Raw genomic sequence first — 15943 nt, 5'->3', positions numbered from 1 at the left:
AATGACAGGACGTACTCCGCGGCTGAGCAGGCTGCGCCGGGTGGTGCCCGAGGGACGCGGGGGCAGACCCGCCGACGCCCGCGCCGCCCGGCCCGAACAGGCGCGCGGCGGCAAGCCGCGCCGCCGGGGCGCCCAGCCCAAGGTCGTCGCCCTCGGCGGCGGCATGGGCCTGTCCGCCTCGCTCGCCGCGCTGCGCCGGATCACGGGCGACCTCACCGCCGTCGTCACCGTCGCCGACGACGGCGGCTCCAGCGGGCGTCTGCGCGACGAGCTGGGCGTCCTGCCGCCCGGCGACCTGCGCAAGGCGCTGGCCGCGCTGTGCGGCGACGACGACTGGGGCCAGACCTGGGCCCGCGTCATCCAGCACCGCTTCCAGTCCGAGGGCGACCTGCACGAACACGCGGTCGGCAATCTGCTGATCGTCGCCCTGTGGGAGCAGCTCGGCGACCACGTCCAGGCGCTGGACCTGGTGGGCAAGCTGCTCGGCGCGCACGGGCGGGTGCTGCCCATGTCCGCCGTCCCGCTGGAGCTCCAGGCCCTGGTCAGGGGCCACGACCCGGAGCGGCCCGACGAGGTGGACACCGTACGGGGGCAGGCGACCGTGGCGCTCACGCCCGGCGAGGTGCAGTCCGTGCACCTGGTGCCCAGCGACCCGCCGGCCGTCCCGGAGGCGGTCGACGCCGTCCTGGACGCCGACTGGGTGGTGCTGGGCCCCGGCTCCTGGTTCTCCTCGGTCATCCCGCACCTGCTCGTGCCGGATCTGCTCGACGCGCTGGTCGAGACGAAGGCGCGCCGGGTGCTCTCGCTGAACCTCGCCCCCCAGCCCGGAGAAACTGAGGGCTTCTCCCCGCAGCGTCATTTGGAGGTTTTGGGACGACACGCCCCTAAACTCGCCCTGGACGTGGTGCTGGCCGACGAGGCCGCCGTGCCCGACCGTGACTCGCTCACCGACGCCGCGAAACGGTTCGGTGCCGCGGTCGAGCTGGCTCCGGTCGCCCGGACCGACGGGACCCCGAGGCACGACCCGGAGCTGCTGGCCGCCGCGTACGACCGTATTTTTCGGATGCATGGAAGGATCGGCCCATGGCGATGACGGCAGCGGTGAAGAGCGAGATCTCCCAGCTCCCCGTCACCCGGACCTGCTGCAGAAAGGCGGAGGTCTCCGCCGTCCTGCGGTTCGCCGGCGGCCTCCACCTGGTGAGCGGACGCATCGTGATCGAGGCGGAGCTGGACACCGGGAACGCGGCGCGACGGCTCAAGCGGGACATCCTGGAGATCTTCGGGCACAGCTCGGAGCTGATCGTGATGGCGCCGGGCGGGCTGCGCCGCGGTTCGCGTTTCGTGGTCCGGGTGGTCGCGGGCGGTGACCAGCTGGCCCGGCAGACCGGGCTGGTGGACGGCCGGGGCCGCCCGATCCGGGGCCTGCCGCCGCAGGTGGTCTCGGGGGCCACCTGCGACGCCGAGGCGGCCTGGCGCGGGGCGTTCCTCGCGCACGGCTCGCTCACCGAGCCCGGCCGCTCCTCCTCCCTGGAGGTGACCTGCCCGGGCCCCGAGGCGGCGCTCGCCCTGGTCGGCGCCGCCCGCCGGCTGTCGATCCCGGCCAAGGCCCGCGAGGTGCGCGGCGTGGACCGGGTCGTGGTCCGCGACGGGGACGCGATCGGCGCGCTGCTCACCCGGCTCGGCGCCCACGACTCGGTGCTGGCCTGGGAGGAGCGCAGGCTGCGGCGCGAGGTCCGCGCCACCGCCAACCGGCTCGCCAACTTCGACGACGCCAACCTGCGCCGCTCCGCCCGCGCGGCCGTCGCCGCCGGTGCCCGGGTGCAGCGCGCCCTGGAGATCCTCGCCGACGACGTGCCCGAGCACCTCGCCGCGGCGGGACGGTTGCGCATGGAGCACAAGCAGGCGTCCCTGGAGGAGCTGGGCGCCCTCGCCGACCCGCCGCTGACCAAGGACGCCGTCGCCGGACGCATCCGCCGCCTGCTGGCCATGGCCGACAAGCGGGCCTCGGACCTCGGCATCGCCGGTACGGACGCCAACCTCGGCGAGGAGGAGATGGCCGACAACCTCGTCGGCTGACCGGACGCCCCCGTGGCCCCGAGCCGTACGGAACGAGGACAACCAGCCGGTGCCGGCGCCCACTTGGGTGACCGGCACCGGCTTTCGCGTGTCCTTGCCGCACTCTTGACTCGATCATGAGCTGTCATGAGCCTGGCATCTGTTCGCTGCTGTGGCGGACCCAGGCCTGTCGGACAGGCCCCATCTAGGGGGGTTCATGAGACGAAGAGCGAGATCGATCCTCGCTGTCGGCGCGCTCCTGATCGGCGGAGCGAGCTTCGCGCCCATCGCCCAGGCACAACCCGCGGACCCGGGGACCCCGGACGCGAACGAAGTGAAGGTCTTCCGCGCCGACGTCACCAAGGAGCAGGTACCCCTGCTGCTGGCCACCGGCCAGGACGGCCACGAACTCGGCGAGCAGGTACCCGACCGGGGAACCGCCGCCGTCGAGCTGTACCTCACCGAGAAGCAGGCCGGCACGCTGGAGAAACAGGGTGTCGACCTCACCGAGCACACCCTGTCCACCCAGGCCGAGAAGCGGGTCGAGACCGCCGCCGACGGCGTCTTCCGCCCGTACAGCGGCAGCGGCGGCCTGCGCGAGGAGATCCTGCGGACCGCCCAGGAGAACCCCGGCCTCACCAAGGTCGTCTCCATCGGGAAGACCGTGAACGGCCAGGACATCCTGGCGCTCAAGCTCACCAAGCACGCGAAGAAGTCGAAGGACGGCTCCAAGCCCTCCGTCCTCTACATGTCCAACCAGCACGCGCGTGAGTGGATCACTCCGGAGATGACCCGGCGGCTGATGCACCACTACCTGGACAACTACAAGAAGGACCGGCGGATCAGGGAGATCGTCGACTCCACCGAGCTGTGGTTCGTCCTGTCGGCCAACCCCGACGGCTACGACTACACCTTCGAGAGCACCGACAACCGCCTCTGGCGCAAGAACCTGCGCGACGTCAACGGCGACGGCACCATCAGCACCGGCGACGGCGTCGACCTCAACCGCAACTTCGCCTACAAGTGGGGCTACGACGACGAGGGCTCGTCCCCCAACCCCACCAGCGAGACCTACCGCGGCGCGAGCCCGGGCTCCGAGCCCGAGACCAAGGCGCTGGACGCCTTCCAGAAACGCATCGGCTTCACGTACGGCATCAACTACCACTCCGCCGCCGAACTCCTCCTCTACGGCGTCGGCTGGCAGGTGGCCACCAACACCCCGGACGACGTCCTCTACAAGGCGCTGGCCGGCACCCCCGACAACTCGGCGATCCCCGGCTACCACCCGCAGGTCTCCTCGGAGCTGTACACCACCAACGGCGAGGCCGACGGGCACGCGGCCAACGTCAACGGCATGGCGATGTTCACCCCGGAGATGTCGACCTGCAAGACGGCCTCCGACGTGGACCCCGACGACCAGTGGAACGCGCGCGACTGCCAGTCCGGCTTCAACTTCCCCGACGACGAGAAGCTGATCCAGCAGGAGTTCGCCAAGAACGTCCCGTTCGCGCTCTCCGTCGCCGAGACCGCCGCGCACCCCGACCGGCCGTCCTCCTCGGTGGGCCTGGACGCCGCCGACTTCACCCCCGCTCCCTTCACCACCTCCTACGCGCGCGGCGCCGACCAGGAGGTCTCCGTCGTCGTCCGCAAGTCCGTGCGCGACAAGGAGCTGAAGTACCGCGTCAACGGCGGACGCACGCACGACGCGACGCTGCGGCCCTGGCGGGGCGGCGAGACGTACGGCGGTGAGGACAACCTCTACTTCGACGAGTACCGGGCCAAGGTCAGGGGCGCCGACCCCGGCGACCGCGTCGAGGTCTGGTTCACCGGCGAGACGCCGCGCGGCACCCACGACCGGCACGGCAAGCACGGCAAGCGCACCGAGAGCGAGCACTTCACGTACAAGGTCGCCGAGCGCTCCCGCGCCGACGTCCTCGTCCTTGCCGAGGAGGGCGCGAAGGCCACGCAGACCCAGACGTACGTGGACGCCCTCAAGGCCAACGGCCAACGCGCCGCCGTCTGGGACGTCGCCACCCAGGGCGCCCCCGACGCGCTCGGCGTCCTCGGCCACTTCGGCACCGTCGTCCATTACACGGGCGCCGCGGTTCCCGGCAACGCCACCCAGCTCCAGCTGCGCGCCTTCCTCAACGAGGGCGGCAAGCTGATCGAGGCGGGCGAGCAGGCCGGCGGCGACGTCGACCTCGGCGGCGGCACCCTCTCCGACGACTTCAGCCAGTACTACCTGGGCGCCTACACCCGCACCGCCACCTCCGGCGCCACCGGGTTCACCGGCTCGGGCAAGCTCGACAGGGCCGACGGCACCCTCGGCGACGCGCCCGGCAACCCGCTGGACGCCGCCGGCGCGTACAGCGTGACCTCCGACGAGCTCGACCCCGGCACCTACCCGCAGTTCGCGAGCGCGGGAGCCGGTAAGTTCGCCGGGACGGTCAACCCGTACGGTCCCTACGCGGGGGAGTGGATGGCCGCCGCCGTCCACACCGACGACGCCTACAAGCGCCTCACCCGCACCGTCGACCTCACCGGAGTCACCGCTTCCGAACGCCCCACGCTCCGCACCCAGCTGCTGTGGGACACCGAGCGCGGCTACGACAACGCCCTCGTCGAGGCGCACACCACCGGCGCCGACGACTGGACCACGCTGCCCGAGGCGAACGGCGCCACCGGCACGGCCGTACCCGCCGAGTGCGCGGCCGGGTTCTACCTGGCCGGGCACCCCTGGCTGGCGCACTACCTGACCCTGTCCGACGAGGGCTGCACCGCGACCGGCAGCACCGGGCAGTGGAACAGCCTCACCGGCTCCTCCGGCGGCTGGAAACAGGTCGAGTTCGACCTGAGCGCCTACGCCGGAAAGTCCGTGGAGCTGTCGATCGCCTACGTCACCGACCCCGGCAGCGGCGGCCGCGGCGTCCTCGCCGACGAGGCCTCCCTGGTCGTCGGGGGCACGGCGACGCAGACCGAGGGCTTCGAGACCTCGCTGGGCGCCTGGCAGGCATCCGGCCCGCCCGCGGGCAGCCCCGCCGTCCTGAAGGACTGGACCCGCACCGGGACCCTGTTCCAGACCTACGGCGCCGTCACCACGGACGACACCGTGCTGCTCGGCTTCGGCCTGGAGCACCTCGCCGAACCGGCCGCCCGCGCGGCACTGGTCCGGCAGGCGCTGCATGCCCTGGACGAGTGAACTCCGGCGTGCGGAGGACTGACCCGGTGTAACCACATCGGGTGAACGGTCCCCGACGCCCAGGGCGGTCCGTACCCCTACTGGCGGGTACGGACCGCCCTGCCGGGTATGGGGCGTCTCGATGTCACCCCCGACGCCGTAGGGAGGTAGGGTCGGAGGTGGTCGGGGACATCCCAAATACAGCTCGCCGGCACATCGGGCCGGCGTACCAACGAGGAGATCGGTTCGTGACGATCCGCGTAGGCATCAACGGCTTTGGCCGCATCGGTCGTAACTACTTCCGCGCGCTGCTGGAGCAGGGTGCGGACATCGAGATCGTGGCTGTCAACGACCTGGGTGACACCGCGACCACCGCCCATCTGCTGAAGTACGACACCATCCTCGGCCGCCTCAAGGCGGAGGTCTCGCACACCGAGGACACCATCACCGTCGACGGCAAGACCATCAAGGTCCTGTCCGAGCGCAACCCGGCCGACATCCCGTGGGGCGAGCTGGGCGTCGACATCGTGATCGAGTCGACCGGCATCTTCACGAAGAAGGCGGACGCGGAGAAGCACATCGCCGGTGGCGCGAAGAAGGTCCTCATCTCGGCTCCGGCCAAGGACGAGGACATCACCATCGTGATGGGCGTCAACCAGGACAAGTACGACCCGGCGAACCACCACGTCATCTCCAACGCCTCCTGCACCACCAACTGTGTGGCGCCGATGGCCAAGGTCCTCGACGAGAACTTCGGCATCGTCAAGGGCCTGATGACGACGGTCCACGCGTACACGAACGACCAGCGCATCCTGGACTTCCCGCACAAGGACCTGCGCCGCGCCCGTGCCGCCGCGGAGAACATCATCCCGACCACCACGGGCGCCGCCAAGGCCACCGCGCTGGTGCTGCCGCAGCTCAAGGGCAAGCTCGACGGCATCGCGATGCGCGTCCCGGTCCCCACCGGCTCGGCCACCGACCTGGTCGTGGAGCTCCAGCGCGAGGTCACCAAGGACGAGGTCAACGCCGCGTTCAAGAAGGCCGCCGACGACGGCGACCTCAAGGGCTTCCTGTTCTACACCGAGGACGCGATCGTCTCCTCGGACATCGTCGGCGACCCGGCCTCCTGCACCTTCGACTCGTCCCTGACCATGGTCCAGGACGGCAAGTCGGTGAAGATCCTCGGCTGGTACGACAACGAGTGGGGCTACTCGAACCGCCTCGTCGACCTCACGGTCTTCGTCGGCAACCAGCTCTGATCGACTTCAGCAAGGCACCTCGATGCGGTAGCAGGGCTCGGGCAGCGCAAGGTCGCGCTGCCCGGGCCCTGCGTCGCGTCCGCCGCCACCAGCCCTCGTAGGATCACGAGCGATCCGAGAACCCAGGAGCCCTCTTGAAGACGATCGACGAACTGCTCTCCGAAGGCGTCGCGGGCAAGCGCGTCTTCGTCCGCGCCGACCTGAACGTCCCGCTGGACGGCACCACCATCACCGACGACGGCCGCATCCGTGCGGTAGTGCCCACCGTCAAGGCGCTGGCCGACGCGGGCGCCCGCGTGATCGTCGCCTCGCACCTGGGCCGCCCCAAGGGCGCCCCGGACCCCGCCTTCTCCCTCGCCCCGGCCGCCGCCCGCCTCGGTGAACTGCTCGGCGCCGACGTCGCCTTCGCCGAGGACACCGTCGGCACCTCCGCCGAGGCCGCCGTCTCCGGCCTCGCCGACGGCGGTGTCGCCGTCATCGAGAACCTGCGCTTCAACGCGGGCGAGACCAGCAAGGACGACGCCGAGCGGGCCGCCTTCGCCGACAGGCTGGCCGGCCTCGCGGACGTCTACGTCGGCGACGGCTTCGGCGCGGTGCACCGGGGGCACGCGTCCGTCTTCGACCTGCCGAAGCGGCTCCCGCACTACGCCGGGTACCTCATCGCCACCGAGGTCGGCGTCCTCAAGAAGCTCACCGACGAAGTGAAGCGCCCGTACGTGGTCGCACTCGGCGGCGCCAAGGTCTCCGACAAGCTCGCCGTCATCGACCAGCTGCTCGGCAAGGCCGACCGGATCCTCATCGGCGGCGGCATGGCGTACACCTTCCTCAAGGCCAAGGGGTACGAGGTCGGCATCTCCCTCCTCCAGGAGGACCAGATCCCGGCCGTCAAGGAGTACATGGAGCGCGCCGAGAAGAACGGCGTCGAGCTGGTCCTGCCCGTCGACGTCGTGGTCGGGCCCGAGTTCCCGGACCTGAAGACCAAGGCACCGGCCAACGCCACCACCGTCGCCGCGGACGCCGTCCCGGCGGACCGGATGGGCCTGGACATCGGTCCGGAGTCCCGCAAGCTGTACGCGTCCAAGCTCGCCGACGCCGGCACCGTCTTCTGGAACGGTCCCATGGGCGTCTTCGAGCACCCCGACTACGCCGAGGGCACCAAGACGGTCGCCCAGGCCCTCGTCGACGCCCCGGGCTTCACCGTGGTCGGCGGCGGCGACTCCGCCGCGGCCGTCCGCACCCTCGGCTTCGACGAGAACGCATTCGGCCACATCTCGACCGGCGGCGGCGCCTCCCTCGAATACCTCGAGGGCAAGACGCTCCCCGGCCTCGCCGCACTGGAGGACTGACCCCGATGACCACCCGCACGCCGCTGATGGCGGGCAACTGGAAGATGAACCTCAACCACCTGGAGGCCATCGCCCACGTCCAGAAGCTCGCCTTCGCCCTCGCGGACAAGGACTACGACGCCGTCGAGGTCGCCGTCCTCGCCCCCTTCACCGACCTGCGCTCCGTGCAGACCCTGGTCGACGGGGACAAGCTCAAGATCAAGTACGGTGCCCAGGACATCTCCGCGTACGACGGCGGCGCCTACACCGGCGAGATCTCGGGCCCGATGCTGGCCAAGCTGAAGTGCGCGTACGTGGCCGTCGGCCACTCCGAGCGCCGGCAGTACCACGCCGAGACCGACGAGGTCGTGAACGCCAAGGTCAAGGCCGCCTACAAGCACGGTCTGACCCCGATCCTGTGCGTCGGCGAGGAGCTGGACGTCCGCGAGGCGGGCAACCACGTCGAGCACACCCTCGCCCAGGTCGAGGGCGGCCTGAAGGACCTCCCGGCCGAGCAGGCCGAGTCCGTCGTGATCGCCTACGAGCCCGTGTGGGCCATCGGTACCGGCAAGGTCTGCGGCTCCGACGACGCCCAGGAGGTCTGCGCGGCGATCCGCGGCAAGGTCGCCGAGCTGTACTCCCAGGAGCTGGCCGACCAGGTCCGCATCCAGTACGGCGGCTCCGTCAAGTCCGGCAACGTCGCCGAGATCATGGCGAAGCCCGACATCGACGGCGCCCTGGTCGGCGGCGCCTCGCTGGACTCGGACGAGTTCGTCAAGATCGTCCGCTTCCGCGACCAGTAGCCGGTGCCTGGTCGAGAGGCAGATCGACCAGTGAGTATGCGCTAGCGGCGATACGTCGTACCCTTGCGGGGGCATGGTGGCCTGCTGTCACCGTGCCCCCGTCGTCCATCCGAATCCGAGGAAGTTGGTCCAGCCGTGGTTTTGGGGTTTTCGATCGCCCTGATCGTCTTCAGCGGGCTGCTGATGCTGCTGGTGCTGATGCACAAGGGGAAGGGCGGCGGCCTCTCCGACATGTTCGGTGGCGGCATGCAGTCCTCCGTCGGTGGCTCTTCGGTCGCCGAGCGCAACCTCGACCGGATCACCGTCGTGGTCGGTCTGTGCTGGTTCGCGTGCATCATGGTGCTCGCCCTGCTCATGAAGGCCAACAACTGAGGGGTCCGGTCGCCCCGTCACACACTTGTGCACGTAAAGCCCCATGTCCGGTACGCGCCTCGGCGCGCCGCCTATCATGGGGCTTGCGTCTGTGCAGTGGAGCTTGTAACTCCAAATACTGGACGCGCGTTGGGCCTTACGTAGACTGAGGCGCTCGCAGCGAAGCGAAACGCCGACTCGCTTTGCGGCACCATCACGCAGGGAGTTACGACCGTGGCAAGTGGCAACGCGATCCGGGGAAGCCGGGTCGGGGCGGGGCCGATGGGCGAGGCCGAGCGTGGCGAGTCCGCGCCGCGTCTGCGCATCTCCTTCTGGTGCTCCAACGGACACGAGACACAGCCGAGCTTCGCGAGCGACGCCCAGGTCCCGGAGACCTGGGACTGCCCGCGCTGCGGCTTCCCCGCCGGACAGGACCGGGACAATCCCCCGGACCCGCCGCGCACCGAGCCCTACAAGACCCACCTCGCGTACGTGCGCGAACGCCGCAGCGACGCGGACGGCGAGGCGATCCTCGCCGAGGCACTCGCCAAACTGCGCGGCGAGATCTAGCTCCGTACACCGTCGGTTTCCGTCTCCGTCGGTCGCCTTCACTCCTGATCACTTAGGTTGGAACAGCTGTACAGCCGGGACAGCTGGGACACCCAAGGAAGAAGGCTGACGTCCGACATGAACGCAGACGGCCGTACCAGGCTCCACCAGACGCCCGAATGGGCCGCGCTGGTCAAGCACCGCGAGCAGCTCGGCGAGGTGCGGCTGCGCGAGCTGTTCGCCGCCGACCCGGGGCGCGGCACCGGCTGGACGCTGCGCGTGGGAGACCTGCACGTCGACTACTCGAAGAACCTCGTCACCGACGAGACGCTGGCGCTGCTCCAGGAGCTGGCCGCCGCGACCGGCGTGTCCGGGCTGCGTGACGCGATGTTCCGCGGTGAGCGCATCAACATCACCGAGGACCGGGCGGTGCTGCACACGGCGCTGCGCGCCCCGCGGGACGCGGTGATCGAGGTCGACGGCGAGAACGTCGTCCCCAAGGTGCACGCCGTGCTGGACAAGATGGCCGGCTTCGCCGACCGGGTCCGCTCCGGCGAGTGGACCGGGCACACCGGCAAGCGCATCAAGAACGTCGTCAACATCGGCATCGGCGGCTCCGACCTCGGTCCGGCGATGGCCTACGAGGCGCTGCGGGCCTTCACCGACCGCTCGCTGACCCTGCGCTTCGTGTCCAACGTGGACGGCGCGGACCTGCACGAGGCGGTCCGGGACCTGGACCCGGCCGAGACGCTGTTCATCATCGCCTCCAAGACCTTCACCACCATCGAGACGATCACCAACGCCACCTCGGCGCGCTCGTGGCTGCTGGCCGCGCTCGGTGACGAGGCCGCGGTCGCGAAGCACTTCGTGGCCCTGTCGACCAACGCCGAGAAGGTCTCCGGATTCGGCATCGACACGGCCAACATGTTCGAGTTCTGGGACTGGGTCGGCGGCCGGTACTCCTTCGACTCGGCCATCGGGCTGTCCCTGATGATCGCCGTCGGCCCGGACCGCTTCCGGGAGATGCTCGACGGCTTCCACCTGGTCGACGAACACTTCCGCACCGCCCCCGCCGAGTCCAACGTGCCTCTGCTGATGGGCCTGTTGGGGGTTTGGTACGGCGACTTCCTGGGCGCGCAGTCGCATGCGGTGCTGCCGTACTCGCACTACTTGTCGAAGTTCACCGCGTATCTCCAGCAGCTCGACATGGAGTCCAACGGCAAGTCCGTGGACCGGGACGGGAATCCGGTTCAGTGGCAGACCGGGCCGGTGGTGTGGGGCACGCCGGGCACCAACGGGCAGCACGCGTACTACCAGCTGATCCACCAGGGTACGAAGCTGATCCCGGCGGACTTCATCGGCTTCGCGCGGCCGGTGGGCGAGCTGAGCGAGGAGCTGAAGGCCCAGCACGACCTGCTGATGGCCAACTTCTTCGCGCAGACCCAGGCCCTCGCCTTCGGCAAGACCCCGGACGAGGTACGCGCGGAGGGAGTGCCCGAGGAACTGGTCCCGCACAAGACCTTCCGCGGCGACCACCCCACCACGACCGTCCTGGCCGCCGAGCTGACCCCCTCCGTACTCGGCCAGCTCGTCGCGCTGTACGAGCACAAGGTGTTCGTGCAGGGTGCGATCTGGAACATCGACTCCTTCGACCAGTGGGGTGTCGAACTCGGCAAGGTGCTCGCCAAGCGGATCGAGCCCGCGCTGACCGAGGGCGCGGAGGTGCCCGGCCTCGATCCGTCCACGGCCGCGCTGGTGGCCGTCTACCGGGAGTTGCGCGGGCGGGCGTGAACGTGCCGAAGGGGCGGCGGGAGGTTTTCGCCCCCGCCGCCCCTTCCCGTTCCCTTCCCTGGGGGCTGCCGCCCCCAGACCCCCGCTTTCGGCCTGAACGGCCTCGTCCTCAAACTCCCCCAGAGGGGGCACCCCCAACGGGCTGATTAGGCCGACGCCGGTGGGTAGAGGGATCTCGGCAGTTGTGATGCCGCCGCCGAGTCCAGGAGCCACAGGGTGCGGGCGCGGCCCCGGGCGCCCGCTGCCGGGGCCTGGATCTCGCCCGCGCCCGACAGGGCCATCGCCACCGCGTTCGCCTTGTCCTCGCCCGCCGCGAGCAGCCACACCTCACGGGCGGCGCGGATCGCGGGCAGGGTCAGGGAGATGCGGATGGGCGGCGGCTTGGGGGAGCCGTGGACGCCGATCACCGTGCGCTCCGTCTCCCGGACTCCCGGGTGCTCCGGGAAGAGCGACGCCACATGGGTGTCCGGGCCGACGCCGAGGAGCAGGACGTCGAAGGACGGGACCGCGGCGTGGTTCTCGGGGACGGAGGCCGTGGCCAGCTCCTGCGCGTAGGCCGCCGCTGCGGCCTCCACGTCCGAGCCGTAGGGGCCGTCGGAGGCCGCCATCGCGTGCACCCGCTTCGGGTCCAGCGGCACCGCGTCGAGGAGCGCCTGGTGCGCCTGGGTGACGTTGCGCTCCGGATCGCCCTCCGGCAGGAACCGCTCGTCGCCCCACCACAGGTCGAGGCGGCTCCAGTCGATCGCGTCCCGGGCCGGGGAGCCGGCCAGCGCCGCGAGCAGGCCGTTGCCGTTGCGGCCGCCGGTGAGGACCACGGACGCGCTGCCCCGGGAGGCCTGCGCGTCCACGATCTTCGTGATCAGGCGGGCCGCCGCGGCCTCGGCCATCAGCTCCTTGTCACGGTGCACGACCAGCTGCGGGGTGTCGCTCATTTCGCCGCCGCCTTCCTCACCGGTGTCTTCTCCTGCGCCGCGTCCTTCGCGGGAGCCTTCGCGACCGCCCCGACGGGAGCGGCGACCGCGAGGGCGCCCTCGTCGGCCCGGTCTCCTTTGGCCGGCGCGTTCAGCCGGTCCACGCCGTACCGCAGCGCCGAGGCGTACGTGTCGTCCGGGTCCAGGCGGCGCAGCTCCTCCGCGATCAGCTCGGCCGTCTCGCGGCGCTTGAGGGCGACCGCGCGGGCCGGCTGGCCCTGGATGGAGAGGTTCGCCAGCGTCCCGTCGGCCCGGTCCAGGACGACCGGACCGCAGTCGGTGTCCAGGCGGACCGCGGTCAGACCCGGGCCGCTCGACACCGTGCGCTTCACCGGCACGTCCAGCCGGTCGGCGAGCCACATCGCCAGCAGCTCACAGCTGGGGTTGAACTCCTCGCCCTCCACCTCGACCGACTGCACCTCGCAGTCGACCTGGTCCAGGGCCGCCGCCAGCATCGAGCGCCACGGCGTGATGCGCGTCCACGACAGGTCGGTGTCCCCCGGCGCGTAGGCGTCGGCGCGGGCCACCAGCTCCCGTATCGGCTCCTCGCAGGCGTAGGTGTCGGTGACCCGGCGCTGCGCGAGGGCGCCCAGCGGGTCCTTCGCCGGGTCGAGCGGCGCGTTCACCGGCCACCAGACCACGACCGGCGCGTCCGGCAGCAGCAGCGGCAGGACCACCGACTGGGCGTGGTCGACGACGTCGCCGTACAGCCGCAGCACGATCGTCTCGCCGGTGCCCGCGTCGGCGCCGAGGCGCACCTCGGCGTCGAGCCGGGACCGGGTGCGGTCCCGCGGCGAGCGCGAGACCCGCTTGATCACGACGAGCGTGCGCGAGGGGTGCTCGTGCGCGGCGTCGCTCGCGGCCTTCAGCGCGTCGTACGCGTTCTCCTCGTCGGTGACGATGACCAGGGTGAGCACCATGCCGATGGCCGGGGTGCCGATCGCCCGGCGGCCGAGCACCAGCGCCTTGTTGATCTTGCTGGCCGTGGTGTCCGTCAGGTCGGTCTTCATGGCCGGCGCCAGCTCCGTCCGTCTCGTTCCAGCATGTCGTCCGCCTCGACGGGCCCCCAGGTGCCGGCCGGGTACTGGGCCGGGGTGCCGTGCTCGTCCCAGTACTCCTCGATCGGGTCGAGGATCTTCCAGGACAGCTCGACCTCCTCGGTGCGCGGGAAGAGGTTGGCGTCGCCCAGGAGGACGTCCAGGATCAGGCGCTCGTACGCCTCCGGGCTGGACTCGGTGAAGGACTCGCCGTACGCGAAGTCCATCGACACGTCCCGGATCTCCATCGACGTGCCGGGCACCTTGGAACCGAAGCGGACGGTGACGCCCTCGTCGGGCTGCACGCGGATGACGATCGCGTTCGAGCCGAGTTCCTCGGTGGCCGTCGTGTCGAAGGGGGAGTGCGGGGCCCGCTGGAAGACGACCGCGATCTCCGTGACGCGACGGCCCAGACGCTTGCCGGTGCGCAGGTAGAAGGGGACGCCCGCCCAGCGGCGGTTGTCGATGCCCACCTTGATCGCGGCGTAGGTGTCGGTCTTCGACTTGGGGTCGATGCCGTCCTCTTCGAGGTAGCCGACGGCCTTGGCGCCGCCCTGCCACCCGGCCGCGTACTGGCCGCGCACGGTGTCCCGGCCCAGGTCCTTGGGGAGCCGGACCGCGCCGAGCACCTTGGTCTTCTCCGCCGCCAGCGCGTCCGCGTCGAAGGAGGCGGGCTCCTCCATCGCGGTCAGCGCGAGCAGCTGGAGGAGGTGGTTCTGGATGACGTCGCGCGCCGCGCCGATGCCGTCGTAGTAGCCGGCCCGGCCGCCGATGCCGATGTCCTCGGCCATGGTGATCTGGATGTGGTCGACGTAGGACCGGTTCCAGATCGGCTCGAACATCGTGTTGGCGAAGCGCAGCGCCAGGATGTTCTGGACGGTCTCCTTGCCCAGGTAGTGGTCGATGCGGAAGACCTGGTCGGAACCGAACACGTCGTGGACGATCGCGTTCAGCTCCTCGGCCGACTTCAGGTCGTGGCCGAACGGCTTCTCGATCACCGCGCGGCGCCAGGAGCCGCTCGACTGGTCGGCCAGCCCGTGCTTCTTCAGCTGCTGGATGACCACCGGGAAGGACTTCGGCGGCACCGACAGGTAGAAGGCGAAGTTGCCGCCCGTGCCCTGTGCCTTGTCCAGCTCCTCGATGGTGCCGCGCAGCCGCTCGAAGGCGTCGTCGTCGTCGAAGGTGCCCTGGACGAAGCGCATCCCCTGGATGAGCTGCTGCCAGACCTCCTCGCGGAACGGTGTGCGGGAGTGTTCCTTGACGGCGTCGTGCACGACCTGGGCGAAGTCCTCGTGCTCCCAGTCGCGGCGGGCGAACCCGACGAGCGAGAAGCCCGGCGGCAGCAGACCCCGGTTGGCGAGGTCGTACACGGCGGGCATGAGCTTCTTGCGGGACAGATCGCCGGTGACGCCGAAGATGACCAGACCCGACGGCCCCGCGATACGCGGGAGCCGTCGGTCTGCGGGGTCACGCAGCGGGTTGCTGCTTGACAATTCTCAGCCCTTCGAGGGAGCGAGGCGCTTGAGCTCCGCCTCCGTGGACTTCAGCAGGTCGTTCCAGGCCGCCTCGAACTTCTCGACGCCCTCGTCCTCCAGGAGCTGGACCACCTCGTCGTAGGAGATCCCGAGCTTCTCGACCGCGTCGAGGTCCGCGCGGGCCCGCTCGTACGACCCGGCGACGGCGTCACCGGTGATCTCGCCGTGGTCCTCGGTGGCGAACAGGGTCGCCTCCGGCATGGTGTTGACCGTGTTCGGCGCGACCAGGTCGGTGACGTACATGGTGTCGCTGTACGCCTTGTCCTTCACGCCGGTCGACGCCCACAGCGGACGCTGCTTGTTGGCGCCGGCCTTCTCCAGGGCGGCCCAGCGGTCGGTGCCGAAGACCTCCTCGTACGCCTGGTAGGCGAGGCGTGCGTTGGCGACGGCGGCCTTGCCGCGCAGCGCCTTGGCCTCGTCGGTGCCGAGCGCGTCGATCCGCTTGTCGATCTCGGTGTCCACGCGGGACACGAAGAAGGACGCCACCGAGTGGATCTGCGACAGGTCCAGGCCGCGCTCCTTGGCCTTCTCCAGGCCGGTCAGGAAGGCGTCCATGACCTTGCGGTAGCGCTCCAGGGAGAAGATCAGCGTGACGTTGACGCTGATGCCCAGGCCGATGGTCTCGGCGATGGCCGGCAGGCCCGCCTCGGTCGCCGGGATCTTGATGAAGGTGTTCGGCCGGTCCACCAGCCACGCCAGCTGCTTGGCCTCGGCCACCGTGGCGTGGGTGTTGTGCGCCAGACGCGGGTCCACCTCGATGGAGACCCGGCCGTCCTTGCCGCCGGTGTTGTCGTAGACCGGGCGCAGGATGTCGGCGGCGTCGCGGACGTCCGCCGTGGTGATCATGCGGATGGCCTCTTCGACCGTGACCCCGCGCACCGCGAGGTCGGCGAGCTGCTGGTCGTAGCCGTCGCCCTGCGAGATCGCCTTCTGGAAGATCGACGGGTTGGTGGTGACGCCCACGACGTGCTGCTGGTCCATCAGCTCGGCGAGGTTGCCGGACGTGATCCGCTTGCGCGACAGGTCGTCCAGCCAGATCGCGACGCCTTCATCGGAGAGGCGCTTGAGTGCGTCTGTCATGGAAAATGC

General features: G+C 70.4%; 13 protein-coding genes. 9 read left to right on the top strand and 4 right to left on the bottom strand.

The features are described 5' to 3' along the window. Position 1 precedes the first annotated feature (1 nt). From ACZ7MF_RS33375 to pgi, 9 genes are all read left to right on the top strand, one after another. A complete protein-coding gene (locus ACZ7MF_RS33375) occupies positions 2-1093 on the top strand; it encodes a gluconeogenesis factor YvcK family protein (RefSeq protein WP_471481980.1) in 1092 nt (363 codons plus the stop codon). Next, positions 1084-2076, top strand: coding sequence for a DNA-binding protein WhiA (whiA, locus tag ACZ7MF_RS33370; RefSeq protein ID WP_059300230.1), 993 nt, complete (start codon positions 1084-1086; stop codon positions 2074-2076). The genes ACZ7MF_RS33375 and whiA overlap by 10 nt, the downstream gene beginning before the upstream one ends. A gap of 196 nt (positions 2077-2272) precedes the next feature. Continuing rightward, on the top strand, positions 2273-5254 hold the full coding sequence (locus ACZ7MF_RS33365) for a M14 family metallopeptidase (RefSeq protein WP_471481979.1): 2982 nt from the start codon (positions 2273-2275) through the stop codon (positions 5252-5254). Positions 5255-5481: 227 nt separating this feature from the next. After that, positions 5482-6492, top strand: a complete 1011-nt coding sequence (gap, locus tag ACZ7MF_RS33360) for a type I glyceraldehyde-3-phosphate dehydrogenase (RefSeq protein ID WP_471481978.1) — start codon at positions 5482-5484, stop codon at positions 6490-6492. 134 nt (positions 6493-6626) lie between these two features. Then, the gene (locus ACZ7MF_RS33355) at positions 6627-7838 is read left to right on the top strand and encodes a phosphoglycerate kinase (RefSeq protein WP_471481977.1); all 1212 of its coding nucleotides are present in this window, start codon (positions 6627-6629) and stop codon (positions 7836-7838) included. 5 nt (positions 7839-7843) lie between these two features. Beyond that, a complete protein-coding gene (gene tpiA, locus ACZ7MF_RS33350; RefSeq protein WP_471481976.1) occupies positions 7844-8620 on the top strand; it encodes a triose-phosphate isomerase in 777 nt (258 codons plus the stop codon). Between the two features lie 135 nt (positions 8621-8755). Next, entirely contained in the window at positions 8756-8992 is a 237-nt protein-coding gene (secG, locus tag ACZ7MF_RS33345) for a preprotein translocase subunit SecG (RefSeq protein WP_471481975.1), read from the top strand. Between the two features lie 213 nt (positions 8993-9205). Further along, positions 9206-9541 carry an RNA polymerase-binding protein RbpA gene (locus ACZ7MF_RS33340; protein ID WP_003976875.1) on the top strand — a complete coding sequence of 112 codons (336 nt, stop codon included), beginning with the start codon at positions 9206-9208 and terminating at the stop codon, positions 9539-9541. Positions 9542-9658: 117 nt separating this feature from the next. After that, positions 9659-11311 (top strand): glucose-6-phosphate isomerase, encoded by a 1653-nt coding sequence (pgi, locus tag ACZ7MF_RS33335; protein WP_471481974.1) that lies wholly within the window; start codon positions 9659-9661, stop codon positions 11309-11311. A 146-nt stretch (positions 11312-11457) separates the two neighbouring features. On the opposite strand, the gene pgl is transcribed toward pgi, so the two are convergent. From pgl to tal, 4 genes are read right to left on the bottom strand one after another with little or no spacing between them, the layout of a single operon-like run. After that, the gene (pgl, locus tag ACZ7MF_RS33330) at positions 11458-12243 is read right to left on the bottom strand and encodes a 6-phosphogluconolactonase (RefSeq protein ID WP_087809983.1); all 786 of its coding nucleotides are present in this window, start codon (positions 12241-12243) and stop codon (positions 11458-11460) included. After that, on the bottom strand, positions 12240-13292 hold the full coding sequence (opcA, locus tag ACZ7MF_RS33325) for a glucose-6-phosphate dehydrogenase assembly protein OpcA (protein ID WP_471481973.1): 1053 nt from the start codon (positions 13290-13292) through the stop codon (positions 12240-12242). Before opcA ends, pgl begins: the two co-directional genes overlap by 4 nt. After that, on the bottom strand, positions 13289-14812 hold the full coding sequence (zwf, locus tag ACZ7MF_RS33320) for a glucose-6-phosphate dehydrogenase (protein ID WP_356861699.1): 1524 nt from the start codon (positions 14810-14812) through the stop codon (positions 13289-13291). Before zwf ends, opcA begins: the two co-directional genes overlap by 4 nt. A gap of 3 nt (positions 14813-14815) precedes the next feature. After that, on the bottom strand, positions 14816-15934 hold the full coding sequence (tal, locus tag ACZ7MF_RS33315; protein ID WP_471481972.1) for a transaldolase: 1119 nt from the start codon (positions 15932-15934) through the stop codon (positions 14816-14818). Positions 15935-15943: the final 9 nt, after the last annotated feature.

This window comes from Streptomyces sp. NPDC111628 (assembly GCF_055635195.1).
This window is presented reverse-complemented; position numbering and strand designations above follow the sequence as displayed.

Coding starts and splice junctions, on each gene's coding strand:
- opcA (WP_471481973.1), bottom strand. CDS start 13,292: ATGAAGACCGACCTGACGGACACCACGGCCAGCAAGATCAACAAGGCG.
- pgi (WP_471481974.1), top strand. CDS start 9,659: ATGAACGCAGACGGCCGTACCAGGCTCCACCAGACGCCCGAATGGGCC.
- whiA (WP_059300230.1), top strand. CDS start 1,084: ATGGCGATGACGGCAGCGGTGAAGAGCGAGATCTCCCAGCTCCCCGTC.
- ACZ7MF_RS33375 (WP_471481980.1), top strand. CDS start 2: ATGACAGGACGTACTCCGCGGCTGAGCAGGCTGCGCCGGGTGGTGCCC.
- pgl (WP_087809983.1), bottom strand. CDS start 12,243: ATGAGCGACACCCCGCAGCTGGTCGTGCACCGTGACAAGGAGCTGATG.
- ACZ7MF_RS33365 (WP_471481979.1), top strand. CDS start 2,273: ATGAGACGAAGAGCGAGATCGATCCTCGCTGTCGGCGCGCTCCTGATC.
- tpiA (WP_471481976.1), top strand. CDS start 7,844: ATGACCACCCGCACGCCGCTGATGGCGGGCAACTGGAAGATGAACCTC.
- tal (WP_471481972.1), bottom strand. CDS start 15,934: ATGACAGACGCACTCAAGCGCCTCTCCGATGAAGGCGTCGCGATCTGG.